18 protein-coding genes are annotated in these 19,297 nt (G+C 68.5%); 10 read left to right on the top strand and 8 right to left on the bottom strand.

The genetic code is table 11. The features are described 5' to 3' along the window. Window positions 1-100 precede the first annotated feature (100 nt). The 4 genes from AC0662_RS19585 to AC0662_RS19570 are packed head-to-tail and all read left to right on the top strand — an operon-like array spanning window position 101 to window position 2,536. Window positions 101-340 (top strand): hypothetical protein, encoded by a 240-nt coding sequence (locus tag AC0662_RS19585; protein ID WP_452204327.1) that lies wholly within the window; start codon window positions 101-103, stop codon window positions 338-340. Between the two features lie 4 nt (window positions 341-344). After that, window positions 345-548: an acyl carrier protein gene (locus AC0662_RS19580; protein WP_478302237.1), complete on the top strand. Its 204-nt coding sequence runs from the start codon at window positions 345-347 to the stop codon at window positions 546-548. A 7-nt stretch (window positions 549-555) separates the two neighbouring features. Continuing rightward, the gene (locus tag AC0662_RS19575; RefSeq protein ID WP_478302235.1) at window positions 556-1,797 is read left to right on the top strand and encodes an AMP-binding protein; all 1,242 of its coding nucleotides are present in this window, start codon (window positions 556-558) and stop codon (window positions 1,795-1,797) included. Then, window positions 1,790-2,536: an SDR family NAD(P)-dependent oxidoreductase gene (locus AC0662_RS19570; RefSeq protein ID WP_452204330.1), complete on the top strand. Its 747-nt coding sequence runs from the start codon at window positions 1,790-1,792 to the stop codon at window positions 2,534-2,536. The genes AC0662_RS19575 and AC0662_RS19570 overlap by 8 nt, the downstream gene beginning before the upstream one ends. On the opposite strand, the gene AC0662_RS19565 is transcribed toward AC0662_RS19570, so the two are convergent. Next, window positions 2,533-3,909 carry an FAD-binding oxidoreductase gene (locus AC0662_RS19565; protein ID WP_452204331.1) on the bottom strand — a complete coding sequence of 459 codons (1,377 nt, stop codon included), beginning with the start codon at window positions 3,907-3,909 and terminating at the stop codon, window positions 2,533-2,535. The genes AC0662_RS19570 and AC0662_RS19565 overlap by 4 nt on opposite strands. A gap of 123 nt (window positions 3,910-4,032) precedes the next feature. On the opposite strand from AC0662_RS19565, the gene AC0662_RS19560 reads away from it, so the two are divergent. Beyond that, a complete protein-coding gene (locus AC0662_RS19560) occupies window positions 4,033-5,238 on the top strand; it encodes a DUF2786 domain-containing protein (RefSeq protein ID WP_478302232.1) in 1,206 nt (401 codons plus the stop codon). Continuing rightward, window positions 5,235-5,753, top strand: a complete 519-nt coding sequence (locus tag AC0662_RS19555) for a dTDP-4-dehydrorhamnose 3,5-epimerase family protein (RefSeq protein ID WP_452204333.1) — start codon at window positions 5,235-5,237, stop codon at window positions 5,751-5,753. Before AC0662_RS19560 ends, AC0662_RS19555 begins: the two co-directional genes overlap by 4 nt. On the opposite strand, the gene AC0662_RS19550 is transcribed toward AC0662_RS19555, so the two are convergent. Beyond that, on the bottom strand, window positions 5,713-6,312 hold the full coding sequence (locus AC0662_RS19550; RefSeq protein ID WP_452204334.1) for a TetR/AcrR family transcriptional regulator: 600 nt from the start codon (window positions 6,310-6,312) through the stop codon (window positions 5,713-5,715). The two genes, AC0662_RS19555 and AC0662_RS19550, sit on opposite strands and share 41 nt — an antisense overlap. Window positions 6,313-6,435: 123 nt before the next feature. Here AC0662_RS19550 and AC0662_RS19545 point away from each other — a divergent pair, with 123 nt between their 5' ends. After that, the gene (locus AC0662_RS19545; RefSeq protein ID WP_452204335.1) at window positions 6,436-7,920 is read left to right on the top strand and encodes an MFS transporter; all 1,485 of its coding nucleotides are present in this window, start codon (window positions 6,436-6,438) and stop codon (window positions 7,918-7,920) included. On the opposite strand, the gene AC0662_RS19540 is transcribed toward AC0662_RS19545, so the two are convergent. From AC0662_RS19540 to AC0662_RS19525, 4 genes are all read right to left on the bottom strand, one after another. Further along, window positions 7,909-8,889: a GNAT family N-acetyltransferase gene (locus tag AC0662_RS19540; protein WP_452204336.1), complete on the bottom strand. Its 981-nt coding sequence runs from the start codon at window positions 8,887-8,889 to the stop codon at window positions 7,909-7,911. The genes AC0662_RS19545 and AC0662_RS19540 overlap by 12 nt on opposite strands. Before the next feature lie 41 nt (window positions 8,890-8,930). Next, window positions 8,931-9,962, bottom strand: coding sequence for an alpha/beta hydrolase (locus AC0662_RS19535; protein WP_452204337.1), 1,032 nt, complete (start codon window positions 9,960-9,962; stop codon window positions 8,931-8,933). A 16-nt stretch (window positions 9,963-9,978) separates the two neighbouring features. Further along, window positions 9,979-11,652 carry an arginine--tRNA ligase gene (gene argS, locus AC0662_RS19530; RefSeq protein ID WP_478303414.1) on the bottom strand — a complete coding sequence of 558 codons (1,674 nt, stop codon included), beginning with the start codon at window positions 11,650-11,652 and terminating at the stop codon, window positions 9,979-9,981. A gap of 129 nt (window positions 11,653-11,781) precedes the next feature. After that, on the bottom strand, window positions 11,782-13,893 hold the full coding sequence (locus AC0662_RS19525) for a bifunctional glycosyltransferase/CDP-glycerol:glycerophosphate glycerophosphotransferase (RefSeq protein WP_478302229.1): 2,112 nt from the start codon (window positions 13,891-13,893) through the stop codon (window positions 11,782-11,784). 24 nt (window positions 13,894-13,917) lie between these two features. Here AC0662_RS19525 and AC0662_RS19520 point away from each other — a divergent pair, with 24 nt between their 5' ends. Continuing rightward, window positions 13,918-14,697 (top strand): Fic family protein, encoded by a 780-nt coding sequence (locus AC0662_RS19520; protein WP_452204339.1) that lies wholly within the window; start codon window positions 13,918-13,920, stop codon window positions 14,695-14,697. 350 nt (window positions 14,698-15,047) lie between these two features. Here AC0662_RS19520 and AC0662_RS19515 read toward each other — a convergent pair whose 3' ends face one another. Further along, window positions 15,048-15,857, bottom strand: coding sequence for an HAD family hydrolase (locus tag AC0662_RS19515; protein ID WP_452204340.1), 810 nt, complete (start codon window positions 15,855-15,857; stop codon window positions 15,048-15,050). 407 nt (window positions 15,858-16,264) lie between these two features. On the opposite strand from AC0662_RS19515, the gene AC0662_RS19510 reads away from it, so the two are divergent. Both AC0662_RS19510 and AC0662_RS19505 read left to right on the top strand, forming a co-directional pair. Then, entirely contained in the window at window positions 16,265-17,944 is a 1,680-nt protein-coding gene (locus tag AC0662_RS19510; RefSeq protein WP_478302227.1) for a chitinase, read from the top strand. A 2-nt stretch (window positions 17,945-17,946) separates the two neighbouring features. Then, entirely contained in the window at window positions 17,947-18,849 is a 903-nt protein-coding gene (locus tag AC0662_RS19505) for a helix-turn-helix domain-containing protein (protein ID WP_478302225.1), read from the top strand. Here AC0662_RS19505 and AC0662_RS19500 read toward each other — a convergent pair. Next, window positions 18,846-19,295, bottom strand: coding sequence for an aminoacyl-tRNA deacylase (locus AC0662_RS19500; protein ID WP_478302223.1), 450 nt, complete (start codon window positions 19,293-19,295; stop codon window positions 18,846-18,848). The two genes, AC0662_RS19505 and AC0662_RS19500, sit on opposite strands and share 4 nt — an antisense overlap. Between the last annotated feature and the right edge of the window lie 2 nt (window positions 19,296-19,297).

Genomic DNA, 19,297 nt, shown 5'->3' with positions numbered 1-19,297 from the left:
CCCTACTTGACCGGCTGACGGCCGGTGAGCCGTTTACCACCACGGGCTTCGCGTTTACACTGGGTAATCTCCCAAGCCCTTGCTGTGTGCGGGAGGTTCGATGGTTGTCGAGCACATCGCCGGCCTGCCGGTGGAGGAAGTCCTGCTGGCGGCACTGGCCGCCGCGGCCCCGGTGATCGCACTGGTCGGATGGGAGATCAGCGCTCGTTTCAAACGCCTGAAGGCCTGGCTCTTGCGGCGTGACAAATCTCCGGGGACCGAGGGCTCGCCGGACGGAGACGCTAGGCTTCGGGACTATGAGTTCGGTGGATCGGAGTCGGGTCAGGGCGTTGATGGGTGAGGTGATGACGGCCCAGGGCCGGGCATTGCCGGCCGACGACACAGCGGATCTCCGCGCGATCGGGTTCCGGTCGCTGGACTTCTCCGAGCTGGCCCTCCGGGTGGAGGACGAGCTCGGTGACGAGCTGAACTTCGATGCCCCCGGGCTGCGCCGGATCGCGACGGTCGGCGACGTACTCGACTTCATCGAGCACCTCCAGTCCGCGTGACGGCGCCGTGACGAGCCGCCGCCGTAGCACCGCCCTGATCGGTGACGACAACACCGTGGTCGTCGCCGGGAAGCGCCTGACCTGGCGGACGCTGCACAAGCTGCCGCAACTGCCATCACCCGCCGCCGTCCTGGTCGACAACGGCGCCGACGCGCTCGCTGCCCTGCGCCACCACGCGGTGCACGGCACTGAGCTGTTGGTCGCCACCGAGTCCCGTGTCGACGAGCGGATGCGGGAAGAACTGGGCGAGTCCGGTTTCGCGATCGTGCTGCCCGATGGGGCAGTCACGCCGGCCAAACTGAAGCGCGTCGAGGAGTCCGGCCGCGCCTGGCTGCTCACCTCCGGCTCCACCGGCCGCCCGAAGCGGATCGGCCACACACTGGAGACGCTGACCACCGTGACCGGCGACCAGCCGCCGCGCACCTGGCTGCTGCCGTACTCACCCGGGACCTACGCCTGGTGGCAGGTCGTCACGCTCTCGCTGACCCAGGCCGACCAGGGCCTGGTCGTGATCGAGCCCGGCGAGCTGGAGAACTGGCCGGCGATCGCCACCGAGCACGGAGTCACCGCGGCCTCGGGTACGCCGACCTTCTGGCGGCAGGCGATCTATCGGGACGCCGACGCGCTGAGCGCCGTACCGCTGGAGCAGATCACGCTCGGCGGCGAGCCCGTCGACCAGGCGATCCTCGACCAGCTCCGGGAGCTGTTCCCGAAGACCCGGATCTCCTGGATCTACGCGTCCTCCGAAGTTGGCGCCTCGATCGTGGTGCACGACGGCAAGGCCGGATTCCCGAAGACCTGGCTGGATCGTGAACCCACTCCGGACCGGCCGACCCTGAGCGTCGAGGGCGACGAGCTCGTCATCCGCTCGCCGCACCACGGCGCCGGCCTGGTCGGCGCGGTGCACACCGGCGACCGGGTCGAGTACGACGCCGACCGCGTGCTGATCACCGGGCGCCTGGACACCGACGAGATCAACGTCGGCGGATCCAAGGTCTCGGCGGGTGTGGTCCGCAACGTGCTGATGGGCCACCCCGGCGTCGCGTGGGCGCGGGTGTTCGCGCGCAAGGCGCCGCTGGTCGGCCGGATGGTCGCGGCCGAAGTCGTCCCGAACCTGGCGCTCGGTCCGATCACGGACGCCGACCTGGTGCAGTGGTGTTCGACCCGGTTGCCGGACTACGGCGTACCGCGGCGGATCCGATTCCTCGACGAGATCCCGCAGAAGGAAACCCTGAAGAGCGATGTCTGAGATCAGTGTTGTCCCACCGGCCTCGGTCGTGCTGGTGTCCGGCGGTTCCCGCGGCCTCGGCCTGGCCGTCGTCACCGACCTGCTGGCCGCCGGGGTCAAGGTTGCCGCGTTCGCCCGGACCGTCACGCCCGAGCTGAGCGCGCTCGGCGAGAAGTACCCGGACCACCTGCACTTCGGCTCCGTCGACGTCAACGACGCCGCGGCCGCGCAGGCGTTCGTGAAGGAGGTCGAGAGCACGCTCGGCCCGATCGACGGCCTGGTGAACAACGCAGCGATCGGTCAGGACTCGTTGCACGTCCACACCTCGGCCGAGCGGCTCGCCGAGATCATCCAAACCAATCTGACCTCGCCGCTGGTGCTCACCCGTTTCGTCCTGCGCCGGATGCTCGCCAAGGGCCTCAAGGGCCGGATCGTCAACATCACCTCGATCTGCGCGCAACGCGGGTACCCGGGGCTGGTCGCGTACTCCGCCACCAAGGGCGGCATGGACGCGGCCACCCGCTCACTCGCTCGTGAACTCGGTGGCCGCGTCCTCGCCAATGCCGTCGCTCCGGGCTTCTTCGCCTCGGAGATGTCCGCGGTGCTCGGGCAGACCCAGCTCGACCAGATCGTCCGCCGCACCCCGACCGGTCACCTGACCGAGCCCGACGACGTCCTCCCGCTCGTCCGGATGCTGCTGCTCGAGAACACCAACATCAACGGTCAGGTCCTCGTGGTGGACGGCGCAGCCTCGATCTAAGGCTTGATGTTCTGGTTCCGGTGGAAGACGTTGTCGGGGTCGTACTTGCGTTTGATCTCGACGAGCCGGTCGTACTTCGGGCCGTACGACGCCCGCAGCCGCGCCTCGTCGGTCTCGGCGATGCCGTTGATGTAGCTGCCGATGCTGATCGCGTACGGCTGCAACGCGTCCCAGAACCCGCGGGTCCAGGCCCGTTCCGCGTCAAGCCCCTCCGGTCCCGGCGTGGTCGCGATCGTGAACATCGCGTAGCGCGGCGTCCGCTGCCCGCCGAACGCGGTGGCGTCGTCCGGGGTCTCGAGGTACCCGTGGTCGAGCCGGTACATCATCGCCACCGACATCGGTGACGTCTTCTGCGGCATTTGCGTCGTGATCACGTCGATCACCGGATCGGACAGCGTCTCGAGGTACGTGCCCTTCTCGTAGTGGTACATCCCGTGCGCGTTCGCCTCGTCGAGCAGTTGCTGTACGGCGACGTACGGCATCGGGCTGGTGAACTCGAACACCGGCGGCCGCTTCCCGCGCAACCGGTCCATCGCCATCGCGTGCTGTTCGGCCGGGCCGAAACCGATCGCCACCAGCGCGTACCCGGGCTTGAAGTGCTGCTCCGCCGGGACGAACGGTGCCGGCGGCGCGTTCAGGCAGGCGATCACCACGTTGACCTCACGCGGCAGCGCCGGGATCACCTCGCGAGCTGTCCGCAGTACCTCGGCGCCCTCGTCCTGACTCCAGAACGCGATCCCGAAGTTCACGACCGGCCCGGCCTGGTGCAGCCGGAACTCGAACTCGGTGACCACGCCGAAGTTCCCGCCACCGCCGCGGACGGCCCAGAACAGGTCCGCGTTCTCGTCCGTGCTCGCGCGCACGATGCTGCCGTCCGCGGTGACGATCTGCACGGACTCCAGGTTGTCGATGCTGAGCCCGTACAACCGGGACAGCCACCCCATCCCGCCGCCGAGCGTGAGCCCGCCGACTCCGGTGTGACCGACCAGCCCCGCGGGTACGGCGAGACCGTGCTGCTGGGTCGCGGCGTCGAGATCCCGCAGCAGCGCTCCGCCGCCGACCCGCGCGCGGCGAGCCTTCGGGTCGACCGTGACCTGGTTCATCCGGCTCAGGTCGATCATCAGACCACCGTCCACCGACGCCAGTCCGGCCATGTTGTGCCCGCCGCCGCGGACGGCGATCTCCAGTCCCTCGGCCACCGCGTACCGAACGGCGGCCTGGACGTCCGCCGCCGACCGGACCTGGGCGATCAGGGCCGGCTCCCGGACGTGTTCGGCGTTCCACAGTCGCCGCGCCGCGTCGTACCCCTCGTCCTGTGGTGCGTACACGGCCCCGCTCAGCACCGTGCGCAGTTCCCCCACGCTCTGCGTCATTCCGATTCCTCCCCCATCTGAATCCACTAGCTGAATCTGCCAGCCTCCAGAGTCGCGGGCTTGTCCACAAGGGGAAGAATTCCCGTTTGAGTGGGAACTTCGGTGAGTGTCAGACTCGATGACGTGAGTGACGAGGAAATCCTGCGACTGTTACCGATTGCCGCCGCCGGTGTTGCCGAGCGCGACGATCGCGCCGACACGCACCTGGCCCGGCTGGGTGCGTACGACGAGATCGACCAGGCGCAGGTGGACCGATGCGTGCAGGCGTTCCTCACTGGCCTGTTGCGGACCGCGTGGGAGCGCGGCTGGGCGCCCGCGGACGTCGTACAGCACGGCCGTCGCACCCTCGACCCCGGCGCCGAACCGCTGCTGCTCGCCGCGATCTCGGCGGAGCACCTGGGCTACTCAGGCGGCGCCATCGACTCACGCTGGCTCGGCCAACTGACCGACGTCGGCGTCCCACAGCCCTTCACCACGCTGAGCCTGACCGCGTGGGCCGCCGGCGCGCGCGTCGGCCGCTACCTCACGCTGCACCACGCCCTCGCCCTGGCCGGCTTCCTCCAGACGTTGCCGGTCCTGGCCCGCCTCTACCCCCTGCCCGGTACGACGGTCCGCCGCGAGCAACCCCTCGTACCGGCGAACGGGAAGATGCTGGCCCGGATTCGCGGGCTGCTGGCGAAGGCGGAAGCGACCGAGTTCCCGGAGGAGGCGGAGGCGTTGTCGGGCAAGGCGCAGGAGCTGATGGCCAAGTTCTCGCTGGACAGTGCGCTGCTGGAGGCGGAGGTGGAGATCCCGGACGACTCCGCGGGGCGCCGGGTGTGGGTCGAGACGCCGTACGTCTCGGCCAAGGCGCAGCTGGTCGGTGCGGTCGCCGCTGCGAACCGGTGCCGCACGGTCGTGATCGAGGACCTGGCGGTCGTCACCATCGTCGGCGCCGAGCTGGACCTGCAGCACACCGAGATCCTCAGCACCTCCCTGCTGGTGCAGGCCAATCGGGCGATGCTTGCCGCTGGCAAACACTTCGGTCACCGGGGTGAGTCCCGGACCCGCTCGTTCCGGCAGTCGTTCCTGATGGCCTACGCGCAGCGGATCGGCGAGCGGTTGGAGCAGACCGCGGCCGCGGCCGAGGCCGCCGTACAGGCAGCTGACGCGGGCCGCCTGCTGCCGGTGCTGGCCCGGCGAGAGGAGCAAGTGGACGCGTTGTTCACCCAGCTGTTCCCGAACACCACGACCCGGCGGACGCGGATCACCAACGGCGCCGGGTGGCACGCCGGCCTCACCGCCGCCGACCAGGCCCAGCTCGAGGCCCGGCGGCAGGTGCGCCGATGAGGACCGCGGAGACCACGATTCCCGGCGTACTGCGGATCGAGCTGGAGGTCCAGCCGAACCACGACGGCTGGTTCAAGGAGAACTTCCACCGCGCGAAACTGGCCGAGATCGGGCTCGACGTCGTCCAGCACAACGTCGCGTACTTCGAGTTCGCGGGCGTCGTCCGGGGGATCCACGCGGAGCCGTGGGACAAGTACCTGTCACCGTCGTCCGGCCGGGTGTTCGCCGCGATCGTCGACCTCCGCGACACCGCCACCTTCGGCACCGTGGAGACCTTCGAGCTCGGTACGTCGGACGCGCTCTACGTGCCCCGTGGCGTCGGGAACTCGTTCTGCACGCTGACGCCGCACACGACGTACAACTTCCTGGTGAACGAGTACTGGTCGCCGGAGCGGGTGAGTGTGGACCTGTTCGACCCGGAGCTGGCGATCGACTGGCCGGTCCAGCCGCTCTGGTACACCAAGAAGGACGCCGCTAACCCTTCGCTGGAGCAGCTGCGGCAGCAGCGGGCCTGAGCCCGCAGAGCACGATGTCGAGCAGGCGTTGGGCCTGCTCGGGCGGGGTGTCGGGCGAGTGGGTGATGCCGCCGACCAGCCGCAGCAGATCCATCAGATCCACCTCGGGCCGCACGTCGCCGGTTGCCTTCGCCTTGTCCAGCAGCAGGCTCCCGGCTGCCTGCACGTTCGTCTTGCAGGCCTGGAAGAACGGGGACTCCTGGCCGATGGCCAGCGTCAGCTCGTGGGACAGGCTCTTCTTGGACAGCCCGTACCCGACGAAGCTGCGCAGCCAGGCGGAGAGCGCGTCGAACGGCTCCAGCTCCCGGTCGAAGTCGTAGGCGCGGTCGACGACGGACTGGATCTCGTCGACGTAGACGGCCTCGAGCAGGGCGGTCCGGTTCGGGAAGCGGCGGTAGAGCGTGCCGATGCCGACGCCGGCCCGGCGGGCGATCTCCTCGAGCGAGGTGTCGGTGCCGTGCTCGGCGAACGTCTCCCGGGCCGCGGTCACCAGGCGGTCGTAGTTCCGCGCCGCGTCCGCGCGGGTCGGCCGTGAACACGGCAGTGGTTGCGGCGCCATCCAGCCTCCTCCCGAGGGTCCGACCACGATATCGCTTGCAAAGCGGAGGATGCCTCCGTATCGTATCCGGAGGAGCGCTCCGCTTTCACTCTCAACTGTAGCCCCCTTGGGGTAAGGAGCAATATGTCGGCAACATCCGCAGCGCCGGCCAGCGCCGGATCCGGCACGCCCGCGCGGCGGCCGGGGGTAGTCCTCGCGGTCATCCTGGTCACCCAGTTGATGGTCATCCTCGACGGCACCGTGGTGAACATCGCGATGCCGCACATCCAGCAGGCCCTGCACTTCAGCCCGTCCAGCCTGTCGTGGGTGCAGAACGCCTACGCGCTCGCGTTCGGTGGTCTGCTCCTGCTCGGCGCCCGTGCCGGTGACCTGCTCGGCCGTCGCCGGGTCTTCGTCACCGGGATCAGCGTCTTCACGCTCGCCTCCCTGCTCGGCGGTCTCGCGCCGAACGCGGAGCTCCTGCTCGCCGCCCGCGTCCTGCAAGGCATCGGTGGTGCCATCGCGGCTCCGGCGGCGCTGACTCTGCTGATGCTCACGTACCGCGAAGGCCCCGAGCGGATGAAGGCGCTCGGCTACTACAGCTTGGTGTCCTCCGGTGGCGGCAGCGTCGGCCTGGTCCTCGGCGGCATGCTCACCGACTGGGTGTCCTGGCGCTGGGGTCTGTTCATCAACGTGCCGATCGGTATCGCGCTGGTCTTCGCGGCCCGTCGCGTGCTGACCGAGACCGAGAGGGAGACCGGCCGGTTCGACGTGGCCGGCGCGCTCACCTCGACCCTTGGCATCACGTCACTGGTCTTCGGGTTCATTCGGGTCGCCGAGAAGGGCTGGTCGTCGCCCGAGGTGCTGACCGCGTTCGCGGTGGGCGTCGTACTGCTGGTGTCGTTCGTCCTGGTCGAGCGCCGGGTCAGCCACCCGATCGTTCCGCTGCGGCTGTTCCGGTCGCCGGTGCGCTCGGCGTCGTACCTGACGATGCTGCTGGTGGTCGGGACGATGTTCGGGATGTTCTTCTTCCTGACGCAGTACCTGCAGGGTGTGCTCGCGCTGAGCCCGCTCGCCGCCGGGCTGGCCTTCCTGCCGCTGACCGGTCTGCTGTTCACCGCGTCCCGCGTCGTACCGAAGCTGGTGGCGCGGATCGACGGCGCGAAGCTGATGCTGCTCGGCTCGACGCTGGTGACGCTCGGCACGGTCTGGTTGACCCGGCTCGGGGCGCACAGCACCTACCTGCACGACGTGGTCGGTCCGCTGCTGCTGTTCGGCGCGGGCGCCGGGATGATCTTCATCCCGCTCGTCGGCCGGGCGATCGCAGGCGTCGCGCCGGAGGACTCGGGTGCCGCGTCCGGCATGCTGAACGTGGTCCAGCAGGTCGGCGGCGCGCTCGGCCTCGGCATCCTGGTCACGATCTTCGGTACGGCGAGCCGCAACTCCACGTCGACGATCCCGCGCGAGGTGCTCGTCGACGGCGTGCACGCGGCGTTCATCGGGTCCCTGGTCTACGCAGGCCTGAGCCTGGCGATGATCATCCTCACCGTCCGCCCGTGGAACTGGTTCCGGACCGAACCGGAGCCTGAGCAGGTCGAGGCTCCGGTCGTCGTGGACTCACACGTCTGACGGGATCGCCAGCTGGTAGCTGATGAACTTGTTGTGAGTGGTGAAGCCGAGGTGCTCGTACAGGCCGAGTGCTCCGGTCGGGTTGTCGGCGTCGACGCCGAGCGAAGCCCGCTGGTAGCCGGCCTGTGCGGCCTCGGCCAGCACCTTGGCGATGGTCGCCCGGGCCAGACCACGCCCGCGGTACGCGCGCCGGGTGCCGACCTGACCGATGTACAGCTCGCGGACACCGGTGACCTCGGTGTCGGCCTCCCACTCGTAGCCGTTCACGTATGCCGCGACGGTGTCACCGTCCAAGGCGACGTACGACTGGGCGCCGCGGAAGGCCCGTGATCCGACGTTCCGGGACCGCCAGGCCTCCGGGGTCGGCGGTGACCAGCCCCAGTGGTCGGAGAAGGACTCGAAGTGTGCTTCCCGCAAGGCCTCTTCGTACGCCGGGTCGTACGAGCGGAGCTCGAATCCGTCAGCCACGGGCGCGGCCGGGACCGGCTCGTCGAGCGGCCGGCGCATGTCGAAGAAGTACCGCTCGTCCTCGAAGCCCAGACTCCGGAACAGGCTGTCCGCGCTGACGTTGTGGGTGCTCGCGCCGACGCCGACCTGGCCGGGCGTGTCCGGATGCTTCTCGGCGTGCAGCTCACCGGCGCGACGGATCAGCCAGTGCATCAGCGTGGTACCGAGGCCCTGCCGGCGCCACTCCGGGTCGATCGTGCCCTCGACGCGGACGCGGTCCACGTCCGCCACGGAGGTCGAGGCGTGCGCGATGCCGTAGCCGATCAACCGGCCGCCGGACCACAGGCCGATGCTGTTCCGGGCCAGATCGAGGTTCGGCCGCTCGAGCTGCTCGGCGAGGTCTTCGACCCCGAAGTTCTCGCCTTCGTTGTCGACCTTCTCCTTGGCGGCCAGCAGCGCCGCCCAGGCCTTCACGTCGCCCTTGTCGATCGGGCGCGCCTCGATTCCCTCCGGCCAGTTCATGGCTCGAAGGTACGGCGTCCACGGGGACGACGGCACACCAATTACGCGCTGAGTTGCTCCGCCAGCCAGCGCACCGCCATCGGGTACCGGTATTCGATCCCGCCGTGCGTTCCCTCGAACAACTCGAAATGGATCCGCCCGTCCGGCAGACCGGCCTCCCGCGCGGCCCGGTGGAACGCGGTCGCCCCGAGATCGAGGTAGTACTCGTCCTGCCGGCCCGCGTCGATCCACACCGCGCGCAGCGATCGCAACGCCTCGGCGTACTGCGGTTCCTTCGCCATCTCGACCGGGTCGCGGGACATCCAGCGGGCCCAGACCTCCGGGACGATCGCCCCGAGGTCGTCGAACGGCAGCAGGACGGTCCCGTCGGGTTCGGCGGAGTACGCCGACGCGTAGCCGTACATCTCCAGCAGGTGCAGGTCCTCGTTGGTGGTCCGGCCGGTGCGGGTCGCGAGCACCTCGAAGTACTTCTCGTAGCTCCCGTCGTACTTGTCGCGCAGCGTCCGGGCGCGCTCGGGGAACTCCGGGCGGTAGCAGACGTCGAAGAGCGCGTCACCGGCGTGCGTCGCGAGTGCGCCGAACACGTCCGGCCGCAGCAACGGCGTGACCATCGCCGTGTACCCACCACTCGATTTGCCGGTGACGGCGCGGTGGTCACGGTCCGGGATGGTCCGGTACGTCGCGTCCACCCACGGCACGATCTCGTCGCACAGGTACGACTGGTACTGCCCGGTCCCGGGGGAGTCCAGACACTGGCTCCCGCCGTACCTGGTCCAGGAGTCGACGAACACCACAATCGCCCGCGGCACGCCCTCGTCGGCGAACATCGCGTCCAGGAGCTCCGGGTACGGCTGCCGGAACGGTGTCCGGTTGAACCACATCCCGACGTGCCCGGTGTAGCCCATCGTCACGTAGATCGACGGGTAGCGGTCGTCCGAGTCGTCGTACCCGGGCGGCAGGTACACCAGCACCGGGCGCTCGTGCGGATCGCCGAGCGGGTTCCCCCACAACAACTCACTGGTGTACGTCGTCTGGTCCAGTCGTCCCGCGAGCTCGGCAGACCACGGCAGCATCCGTACCTCCAGAGAGTCACATTGCGTCGGGGGCCTCGATCCCCAACAGGCCGAGTCCATCCTGCAACACCTTGCGGGTTGCCGTGCAGAGGGCGACCCGGCTTGCTCTGGTCGCGCCTTCACTGCTCAGCACCGGGCACTGCTCGTAGAAGACGCTCAGGGCTGACGCGACGTCGTACAGGTAGGTGCACAGTTTGTGCGGCTGGAGCGTGTCTGCGACCTGCTGCACGGTGGCGGCGAAACCAGTGAGGAGGAGGGCCAGCCGCTGCTCGGCCGGCTCCTCGAGGACGGTCACCTGACCGCCTGTACTGCCGGCCTTGGACAGCAGCCTGGTGAGCCGGGCGTGTGCGTACTGCAGATACGGGCCGGTGTTGCCGGTCATCGCGACCATCCGGTCCAGGTCGAAGACGTAGTCGTTGCCCCGGTCGCTCGACAGGTCGGCGTACTTGACCGCGCCGATGCCGACCGCCTTCGCGGTCGCGTTCCGGTCCACACCCTCCCGGCCGTCCAGCAACGCATCGGCCCGCGCAACCGCGCTGTTCAGCAGGTCGACCAGCTTGACGGTGCCGCCTTCTCTTGTTTTGAAGGGCTTTCCGTTCGGACCGAGGACGGTGCCGAACGAAACGTGCTCAGCCGGAGTAGTGGCCGGTAGCCAGCCGGCGGTCCGCGCCAGCGTGAAGATCATGTCGAAGTGCAACGCCTGCCGATGGTCGACGACGTACACGATCCGGTCGGCGTGCAGCGTGCTCACCCGGTGCCGGACGGCGGCCAGATCCGTTGCGCTGTAGCCGAATCCGCCGTCGGACTTCCGCACGATCACCGGCAGTGGATCGCCGTCCCGGCCGAGGTAGCCGGGGAGGAACGCACACATCGCCCCGTCGGACTCGGTCAGCAGACCCTGCGTCTCCAGCTCGGCCACGACCCGCGGCAGGTCGTCGTTGTACGCGCTCTCGCCGACCACGTCCTGCCGGGTGAGTTTCGACCCGAGCAAGGCGTACACCTTCTCGAAGTCGTCCATCGACACGTCGACCATGTGCCGCCAGATCGTCCGCGTCTCCGGGTCACCCGACTGCAGCGCGACGACCCGCAGCCGGGCCTGGTCCGCAAAGGTGCCGTCGGCATCGAAATGCTTCCGGCTCCGCTCGTAGAGCTTCTGCAATCCCTCCAGATCAAGGGATTCCGCCGCGATACCCTCCGCGAGCAGCTGCTCGATCATCATGCCGTACTGCGTGCCCCAGTCGCCGACGTGGTTCTGCCGGATCACGTCGTACCCGACGTGGCTGAGGACGTTGCAGAGCGCGTCGCCGATCACGGTCGACCGGAGGTGGCCGACGTGCATCTGCTTCGCGACGTTCGGCTGCGAGTAGTCGACGACGACCCGCAGGCCGTTGCTGCCGAACGTCTCCGGCTCGTTCACCGCCGCGGCCAGCGTCGAGGGCAACAGCGTCAGATTGATGAACCCGGGCCCGGCGATCTCCGGTCTCTCGCACAGGTCGTCGATCTCCAGTGCCTCGACGAGACGGGCCGCGACCTCCCGCGGCGGCAGACCCACCGCGTTGCCGATCCGCAACGCGAGATTGCTCTGGAAGTGGCCGAACTCGGGTTTGGTCGCCGACCGCAGCTCAGGGTCGTACGGCGTACCGAAGGCGGCCTCGGCGGCAACGGAGAGCCGGGTGGACAGGACAGGCAGAACTGCGGACATGGCAGGGTCCTTCAGGAAGACGCGACTGGAACAGGTTGAGGTGTTCAGACAGTGCGTCGTCGTCGCAGGCTGAAGCGCACGCGAAGGGCGTGAGAAGGCTTCAGGCTGATCGACATGTCAGCCATTATGCACGAAGTACGCCGACGGTGCCGGTGACCGGTTCGCGAGCGGCACGATCGCCGGTACGTCGGTCTCGCCCAGGAGCACCCGTCGTACGACGCGCTCGGCCGCCTGCCCGTCGTCGAACTCGCAGAACTTCTCGCGGTACAGCTGCCGGTGCTTGGCCGCTTCCGGTGAGGCGAACGTGCCGGTCCGCAACGCGGCGAACAGCTCCTCGGCGGAGCGCGCCAGCACGCCGGGCGGGAACTCGGCGACGTCGAAGTACGTGTCGACCGCGGTGTCCTCGACGTGCAGGATGATCGGCCGGTCCAGGTTCGCGTAGTCGAACGTGAGGGACGAGTGGTCCGAGACCAGTACGTCGGCCGCCAGCATCAGGTCCTCGATCCGCGGTTGCCGGGCATCCGTGGCCTTGGAGAACACGCCGTCCGAGCGCACCAGGACGCGAGCGTGTTCGCAGGCCGCCTGCGCCAGCTGGTCGCGGTCGAGCCGTGCCGCATCCTTCGGCGCGTAGAGGATCACCAGGTGCGAGTCGTCGTACCCGAGTTCGGCCCGGATCGCGCGGACGTCGTCGAGGGTCGCGGTGAGCAGGCGGTCGTTGCGCGGGTACCCGTACTCGAGCTCCTCGAAGTACGCCGGGTAGGTGCGCTCCCAGATCTCCGAGGAGTACCGGTTCGAGGACAGGTTGAAGTCCCAGCGGTCGACCTCGCGCATCAGCTCGTCGAGGTCCGCGTCCTGCCCTGCCCGCAGATCGGTGCCCGTCCGCTTCAGCGGCGTCCCGTGCTGGGTCTGCAGGTGGATCTGGCCCGCCCGCTTCTCCAGGTCCTTCGGCCAGTTCATGTTGCTGACGAAGTACGTCGCCCGGCTGACCAGCTTCTCGTACGCCGGGGAGTCCGCGACGACGTACTCGACGCCCTCCGGGATCGCGTCCACGTGCTCGTTGTCGACCACCCAGACGCCGCGGAGGTGCGGCGCCAGCTCGGCCGCCTTCTCGAAGATCGCCCGCGGGTTGCAGGCGTACTGCTGGAACCGGTAGGCCGCGTAAGCGACCAAGTTCGGGTCCAGCTTGGTACGGCGCAACAGCTTGCCGACGGTCTTGCGCGGGCTCGAGGCCTGCAGCATCCGCGCGCTCAGCTTGAGCGTCGAGTAGGTCGCGTAGTCGTCGTGGATCAGCAGCCACCGCTTGAAACCGCGGGCGGTCCGGTCGCTGGTGTAGCCGTCGGGCTTCCAGCGTTTCGCGAACGCATGCGCGGCGTGGAAGAAGTCGGCCCGGTCGTCGGTGTCGATCCGCTCCGGCTTCGCCAGTACGGCGATGATGTGGTCCAGCGACCGGTCGAAAGCGAACCGCCGCCAGCCGGTCAGCTCCGGGTCGGACTGGATGAACGCGTGCACCCGGTCGTACTGGTCGAAGATGTCCCACTGCGAGCGTCCGCTGGTGGCGTGGATGTTGCCGCCGGCCCGGTGCTGCCGGTAGTGCACGACGACCCGGTCAAGGGTGGCGATCCGCTCGGCGGTCAGCATCGTCGAGTAGGTCCACGGCGCGTCCTCGTAGAAGCCGGACGTGAACGCGAACCCGTGCCGGGTGAGGAACGCCCGCCGGTACGCCTTGTTCCACACCACCTCGAGGAAGGTCAGGAAGATCGGCCGCTCGGCCGCGCTGAACACGCCGGCGCCCTCGCGCGCGAACGCGTCGTGCCGCTGGCTGCCGACCACGCGGCCGTCCCAGAAGATCCGCTCGTAGTCGAACATCACGATGTCGGGCTGGCGCGCGTTGTCGATCCTGGTCGCGATGGCCTCCAGCGAGCCGGGCAGCCAGACGTCGTCCGCGTCCAGGAACAGCACGTACTCACCACGGCATTCCTTCAGCCCGGCGTTCCGGGTCGGCCCGAGCCCGATGTTCTCGTCCAGGTGCAGCGGCCGCACCCGCGGGTCGGCGGCGGCGTACTCGTCAAGGATCCGGCCGGAGCCGTCGTGGTCCGCGTCGTCCACCCCGATCACCTCGAAGTCGGTGAACGACTGGCCGAGCACCGAGTCCAGGCAGGGACGCAACCAGGCCCGCGAGCCATGGCAGGGGACCACGATGCTGAACCTGGGGACGGTGCCGAGCGCCATGCCACGTCATCCTAGGCTGCGGGCATGAGTGTTGACGTGTTCGAGCCGTTGGCCGGGCTGGAAGGGGTTGGGTCCGCGGCGCGGGCGGCCCGCGATGCGGTCGACGTACTGCTCCGGGATCGTGGGCTGCGACGGGTCGGGTCGGACATGACCGCCGAGGCGCTGCTGCGCGGTGCGCATGCCTCCGCCGCGCTGGCCGGCAGCACGGCGACCCCCGACGAGGTACGCCGTGGTGTCGCCGACGGACTCGCCTCCGGCGCGGTGCGACTGACCGGTGAGCTGATGACGCTCGCACCGCAGGTGGACAAGGCACCCGTCCAGGTCTGGACCAGACTGCACCAGCTCGCCGGTCTGGACCTGGGACCGGCGGCCGAACTCGGTCACCTGCGGACTGCCGCCGAGCCGATCCCCGACGACATCCCCGGCCTGCCGCCGGCGCCGCCCGCGGACGAGATGTGGGAGCGGTTGAGTGCGCTAGCCCAGAACCTCACGCGCCCGACCAAGGCACCCGGTCTGGTGGTCGCGGCGATCGTGCACGCCGAGCTGGCCGTACTGCGTCCGTTCCCGACCGCCAACGGTCTCGTCGCCCGGGCCGCCGAGCGCTGCCTCTTGGTTGCCCGGGGCATCGACCCGGTCGCGGTCACGGTCCCCGAGGCCGGTCACTATGTGTTGCAGGCGACCTATGCGTCCGGCCTGCGCGACTACGCAGCGCGAGGTTTGACGGGGGTCCGTGATTGGTTGCTGCGGTCCTGCGAGGTCGTGACAAAAGGTGCCGAGCTGTCGCCGCTGGTTTCGACCGACTGAAGGCCTCCGCCGCACCTGTCGCCACACATGCGAACGGCGCTCTCTGATGAGAACGCCGTCGCTGGCACGCCATCCTGGTTACCATGCGTGCACCGGTCTGCCGCCTCAGGTCGAACCTGGGTCGCGCTGCCCCTTTGGGATGGGCTGGTCGCCGCGTGGGTGCCTGGCTGCCGTGCGATCTCTACCGGATCCGAAGATCCTTTGTTGCCTTCCTTTGTACTCCTGAAACCCCTTTCTGGGAAGGGGATGCGGCGTCTTCATGGAGTTGAGAACAATGAAGCTATCTTCAGCCTTCAGCCCTCCAGGACCGGTGGTGGGAGGTCGGTTTCAGCTCCCTGGGACCGCTGGATTCAGCTTGCCCGGGAGCGTCGGCGGGAGGCCACGAGGACGACGCCGGCGAGCACTGCCGCGGCCACCCCGGCGGCCACCGCGGGCCGTCGTACGGCAGGGAAGACGGGCCGCTCGGCCGGCTCGGTGAACTCCAGTACCGGCCAGCCGCGCTCGACCGCGATCTTGCGCAAGGCCTTGTCCGGGTTGACCGCGAACGGGTGCCCGACCGCGGCCAGCAAGGGCTCGTCGGTGATCGAGTCCGAGTAACCGTACGAACTCGCCAGGTCGTAGCCCTCGGTCGCCGCCAGCGCTTTCATCGCGGTGACCTTGTGTGGACCGTAGGCGTAGTCCGCGATCTCGCCGGTGTACTTGCCGTCAGCAACGACCATCCGGGTGGCGATCACCTTGTCGGCGCCGAGCATCGCACCGATCGGCTCCACCACCTCGGCGCCGGACGACGACACGATCACCACGTCCCGGCCGGCCGCGTGGTGCTGCGCGATCAGCTCGACGGCCTCGGTGTGGATCATCGGCCGGACGATGTGGTCCAGCGTGTCCGCGACGATCGTCTTCACGGTCGCGACGTCCCAGCCGGTGCACATCGCCGAGATGTACTCACGCATCCGCTCCATCTGGTCGTGGTCGGCGCCGCCGAGCAGATAGACGAACTGCGCGTACGCGCTGCGCAGGACGGTCCGGCGGTTGATCAGCCCGCCGGTGTAGAACGGCCGCGAGAACGCGAGGGTGCTGGAGCGCGCCAGAATGGTCTTGTCCAGATCGAAGAATGCCGCCGGTCGGGCCGTTCCGGGGTGCGCCATGGGACCGAGCATAGGCAGCGGTGAGAAACGCCGGGGGACCCGGGCTTTTGCATGGGCCGGTATCCCGTTAGACTGGTGATCAGTGTGACAGTGACACTGGCTGGAAGCGCCCGATCGGGTGGGACCAGCGTTTGGGTGAAACGCTCGCAGTCGAAATCGAACTGAGATGTGTAGAGCCCGGTCTTGGGGGTATATAACCCCCGACAGTGGCAGACTGTCGCCTCCTGAACGGCCCCCGGCTCCTCCCCCCGAGCCCGTGGCCGAAGACGGCCCCCGGTCACCCCCCCGCCGGGGGCCGTCGCCTTTCCTCCTGCGGTTCGCGAAGGACCCGTAAAGATTCTCGCTTTTGTGTGCGTGGGAGCGTTCCCACTTTATGCAGGGTCTTGACAATGTAATCGCGCAGTCACAGGTTGTAAGGCATGAAACCGCCTGCATACCGCCCCCAGGCAGCGGTCGTCATCAGCCTGCTCGCCGTACTCATGGGCCTCCTGGCCCCCGGCGCCGCCTCCGCGGCGACCAATCTCGTCACGAATTCCGGCTTCGAGTCCGGCGCGCTCTCCGGCTGGTCGTGTCCGGCCGGCGGCGTCACGACCTCCACGCCACACTCCGGTTCGTACGCCCTCGAGGCGACACCGAGCGGGAGTGACATCGCCCGGTGCTCCCAATCGATTGCGGTCCAGCCCAATACGGCGTACACGCTGTCGGCCTGGGTGAAGGGATCGAACGTCTACCTCGGTGTGGACGGTGGCCCGAGTACGTGGACCACCAGTTCCAGCTGGAGTCAGTTGACCGTCCCGTTCATCACGGGCAGTTCAGCGACGTCGGTGACGATCTACGTCAACAGTTGGTACGCGCTCCCGGCGTACCAGGTCGATGACGTCGTGCTGGACGGTCCCGGTGGAACACAGGACACCACGCCGCCGTCGACACCCGCCGGTCTGGCGGTGAGCAGCCCGACTTCAAGTTCACTGAAGCTCAGTTGGTCGGCCGCGTCCGACGCCAGCGGTATCGACCACTACGACGTCGTCCGCGGTACCAGCGCCGCGCAGAGCGTCGGCAACGTGACCAGCTGGACCGCGACCGGTCTGAGCCCGCAAACCACGTATTCGTTCAAGGTCCGGGCCTGTGACCCGAGCGGCAACTGCTCGCCGTACGGCGCTGCGGTGTCGGGCACCACGTCGGACGGCGGGACCAACCCGCCGGTCAGCAACCTGCCGTCGCATGTGCTCACCGGGTACTGGCAGAACTTCAACAATGGCGCGACTGTGCAGAAGATTGCGGACGTACCGGCGGCGTACGACCTGATCGCGGTCGCCTTCGCGGACGCCGACGCGTCGAAGCCCGGCGCCATCACGTTCAATCTGGACAGCGCCGGTCTGGGTGGCTACACGGTCGCCCAGTTCAAGGCCGACATCGCGGCGAAGCACGCGGCCGGTAAGAAGGTCATCCTGTCCGTCGGCGGCCAGAACGGCACCATCTCGGTCGCGGACCCGACGGCCGCGTCGAACTTCGCCGGCAGCGCCCTGTCCGTACTGCGCGAGTACGGGTTCGACGGGATCGACATCGACCTCGAGAACGGCGTCAACGCGCAGTACATGGGTCAGGCGCTGAACAGCCTGCAGAGTCAGTTCGGCAACGGGCTGGTCATCACCATGGCGCCGCAGACGATCGACATGCAGAGCACGTCGACGGAGTACTTCAAGCTGGCGCTGGCGATCAAGGACATCCTGACGATCGTCAACGTGCAGTACTACAACTCCGGCTCGATGAACGGCTGCAACGGTCAGGTCTACTCGCAGGGTTCGGTCGACTTCATCACCTCGCAGGCCTGCATCATGCTGCAGGGCGGTCTCCGTCCCGACCAGGTCGGCCTCGGCCTGCCGGCGTCCTCCCAGGCCGCCGGGAGCGGGTACGTCGCCCCGTCGGTGGTGAACAACGCACTGGACTGCCTGACCAAGGGCACCGGCTGCGGTAACTACAAGCCGAGCTCCCCGTGGCCGTCGCTGCGTGGGGCGATGACCTGGTCGACGAACTGGGACGCGACGAACGGCAACCAGTTCGCTTCCCAGGTCGGCGGCCACGTCCACGCGTTGCCCTGATCATGCACAACTATCGACCGGCTCCGGTGCTGGAGGCGCTCGGTGTCTGCTCGGAGGACGAGCAGCTCTACCGGGCGCTTCTGGCCCGCCCGGAATCCACTGCGACCGACCTGGCCTCCTTCGTGGCCTGGCCGGCGAACCGGGTCGGCCGGCACCTCAGGTCTCTACTGTCTCTCGGCCTGGCGTCCCGGACGCCAGGCCGACCGGCTCGCTACCTGCCGGCAGTGCCAGAGGCTGCGGTCGAGCTGCTCGCGCTGCGGAAGCAGAAGGCGATCGTGGAGGCACGGTTGGGTGCTGCCGTGTTGGCTGCGGAGTTCCGGCAGCCGGATGCCTTCACTGTCATCCGTGGCGCCGAGGCGATTGCGCAGCGGTTCTATCAGGCCCAGCAGTGCGCGCAGGACGAAGTACTCGTGCTGGACCGGATGTTGGTGGAGCCACGTCGGGCCCAGGGACTGCGGTACCGACGGATCTATGACATGGCGTCTCTGTCCGAGCCCGGCGACCTGGCTGCTGCTCGGTCGACCGGGTGCTGCCGGATGCTGCGCGACGTACCGCTCAAGCTGGTTCTGGTCGATCGCCGGATCGCTCTGCTGCCAACAGCTCCTGATGTCGTCGTCGAGCTCGGCCCTTCCGGTCTTCTGGACGCCTTGGTGCGCCTCTTCGACCTGCTGTGGCAACAGGCCAGCCCGTTGACTCCGGCCGTGTCCGAGGGACCACTCACGTCCGACGACCAGCAACTGCTCTCACTGGCCGCAGCCGGTCTGACAGACCAAGCCATAGCGCGGCGCCTGGGCGTCGCTCAACGCACCGTAGAACGCCGCATGCAACGCATCCTGAAGGCGCTGGACGCCACTACCCGCTTCCAAGCCGGCCTGCGCGCCGGCCAGCAAGGTCTTCTGGTCTAGTCGGTCACATCCGCCACGGTGGCGCCGAGTGCCTTGGTGAGGGCCTCGGCGTCCACGGTGATCCCGACGCCGTGTTCCCCGCCGCCGATCGAGATCGTGCCGGTGATCCGCTCGTCGGCGATCACCGGCCAGTCGCGCGTGCTGCCGAGCGGCGTGATCGTCCCGCGGACGTACCCGGTGACGTCGAACGCCGTGTCCTTGTCGGGCATCGAGATCCGGTTCACCCCGAGCAGCGCCCGCAGCTTCGGCCACGCGATCTCCCGGTCACCCGGCACCAGCACGAAGCGGTAGTCGTCGTCGGACAGCCGTACGACGATCGTCTTGATCAACCGCGCCGGCTCGATACCCCGCGCCGCTGCGGCTTCCTCCAGCGAGTTCACCCGGCCGTGCCTGGTCACCTCGTAGCTGAGACCCAGCTGATCGGCCGCATCGGTAGCTTTCGTCACCC

The sequence above is a fragment of the Kribbella sp. NPDC043289 genome, assembly GCF_056436705.1.
The sequence above is the reverse complement of the archived record's forward strand: the minus strand, read 5'-3'. Positions and strand labels throughout refer to the sequence as shown.

Bases quoted from the DNA above. Each gene is read 5' to 3' on its own strand.
- AC0662_RS19585 (WP_452204327.1), top strand. From the start codon at position 101: ATGGTTGTCGAGCACATCGCCGGCCTGCCGGTGGAGGAAGTCCTGCTG.
- AC0662_RS19580 (WP_478302237.1), top strand. From the start codon at position 345: ATGACGGCCCAGGGCCGGGCATTGCCGGCCGACGACACAGCGGATCTC.
- AC0662_RS19570 (WP_452204330.1), top strand. From the start codon at position 1,790: ATGTCTGAGATCAGTGTTGTCCCACCGGCCTCGGTCGTGCTGGTGTCC.
- AC0662_RS19565 (WP_452204331.1), bottom strand. From the start codon at position 3,909: ATGACGCAGAGCGTGGGGGAACTGCGCACGGTGCTGAGCGGGGCCGTG.
- AC0662_RS19555 (WP_452204333.1), top strand. From the start codon at position 5,235: ATGAGGACCGCGGAGACCACGATTCCCGGCGTACTGCGGATCGAGCTG.
- AC0662_RS19550 (WP_452204334.1), bottom strand. From the start codon at position 6,312: ATGGCGCCGCAACCACTGCCGTGTTCACGGCCGACCCGCGCGGACGCG.
- AC0662_RS19545 (WP_452204335.1), top strand. From the start codon at position 6,436: ATGTCGGCAACATCCGCAGCGCCGGCCAGCGCCGGATCCGGCACGCCC.
- AC0662_RS19540 (WP_452204336.1), bottom strand. From the start codon at position 8,889: ATGAACTGGCCGGAGGGAATCGAGGCGCGCCCGATCGACAAGGGCGAC.
- AC0662_RS19535 (WP_452204337.1), bottom strand. From the start codon at position 9,962: ATGCTGCCGTGGTCTGCCGAGCTCGCGGGACGACTGGACCAGACGACG.
- AC0662_RS19525 (WP_478302229.1), bottom strand. From the start codon at position 13,893: ATGGCGCTCGGCACCGTCCCCAGGTTCAGCATCGTGGTCCCCTGCCAT.
- AC0662_RS19520 (WP_452204339.1), top strand. From the start codon at position 13,918: ATGAGTGTTGACGTGTTCGAGCCGTTGGCCGGGCTGGAAGGGGTTGGG.
- AC0662_RS19515 (WP_452204340.1), bottom strand. From the start codon at position 15,857: ATGCTCGGTCCCATGGCGCACCCCGGAACGGCCCGACCGGCGGCATTC.
- AC0662_RS19510 (WP_478302227.1), top strand. From the start codon at position 16,265: ATGAAACCGCCTGCATACCGCCCCCAGGCAGCGGTCGTCATCAGCCTG.
- AC0662_RS19505 (WP_478302225.1), top strand. From the start codon at position 17,947: ATGCACAACTATCGACCGGCTCCGGTGCTGGAGGCGCTCGGTGTCTGC.